Annotated in this window: 1 protein-coding gene; it reads right to left on the minus strand. The window is 54.8% G+C overall.

Annotated features, from left to right (window positions below; genetic code table 11):
* Positions 1-17: 17 nt before the first annotated feature.
* Positions 18-769 (minus strand): IS5 family transposase gene (locus GOB86_RS15635; protein ID WP_198912063.1). Its coding sequence is split into 2 segments (ribosomal slippage): positions 18-439 and positions 439-769, totalling 753 coding nucleotides; the frame shifts between segments, so codons are not numbered across the junction.
* Between the last annotated feature and the right edge of the window lie 50 nt (positions 770-819).

The raw sequence follows: 819 nt of genomic DNA on the forward strand, positions 1-819 counted from the left end.
CTAGGGCTTGTGGGGATTCACCGTGAATGGATGATGGCTGCGGCGAGATAGATCATGGCGCTGAAGCTTTTGTCTGTTTTGTCGGCCCGCATTGCGATGCGTTTGAATTCCTTGAGCTTGCAGAAGAAGTTCTCGATCAAATGCCGCCATTTATAGATTTCCCGATCCAGCAGCAGTGGCTTTGAACGTCGCGGATGCTGGGAAATAACGACTGTTGCGCCCCTTTCATTCAGTTCGGCAATGATGGCGTTGCTGTCGAATGCCTTGTCGGCGATGAAGGCATCGAATTTGAGACCGTCAATCAACGGTGGCACTTCCACACTATCGAAGCGCTGTCCGGGCATCAGACGGAAACGCACGAGATTGCCCAAGGCATCCGTCAGCGCGAGAATCTTCGTCGTCATGCCGCCTTTCGAGCGGCCAATGGCCAGGCTCTGTGTCCCCCTTTTGCGCCCTGACCATGACGATGAACCTTCACGATCGTTGCATCGACCATGGCATATTCCATGTCCGGATCACTGGACAGGGCCTCGAAAATCCGTTTGAAAACATCGGCATTGCGCCAGTCGCTGAAGCGACGAAAGGCCGTGCTCCAGTTGCCGAACGCGGCGGGCAGATCACGCCATGGACTGCCCGTTCGGACAATCCACAGCACCGCTTCCATGAAAAGACGGTTGTCGCGACCGCTTCGGCCCGGATCGGTCGATTTGCCAAGGCAATGAGGTTCAATCAGCGCCCATTGGGCGTCTGTCAGCACAAAGCGTTCCATCAGATGCTTGAATCATAACCTAACCCTCATGTGAATCCCCACAAACCCTA

This window comes from Acetobacter lambici (assembly GCF_011516885.1).
Classification (GTDB): domain Bacteria; phylum Pseudomonadota; class Alphaproteobacteria; order Acetobacterales; family Acetobacteraceae; genus Acetobacter; species Acetobacter lambici.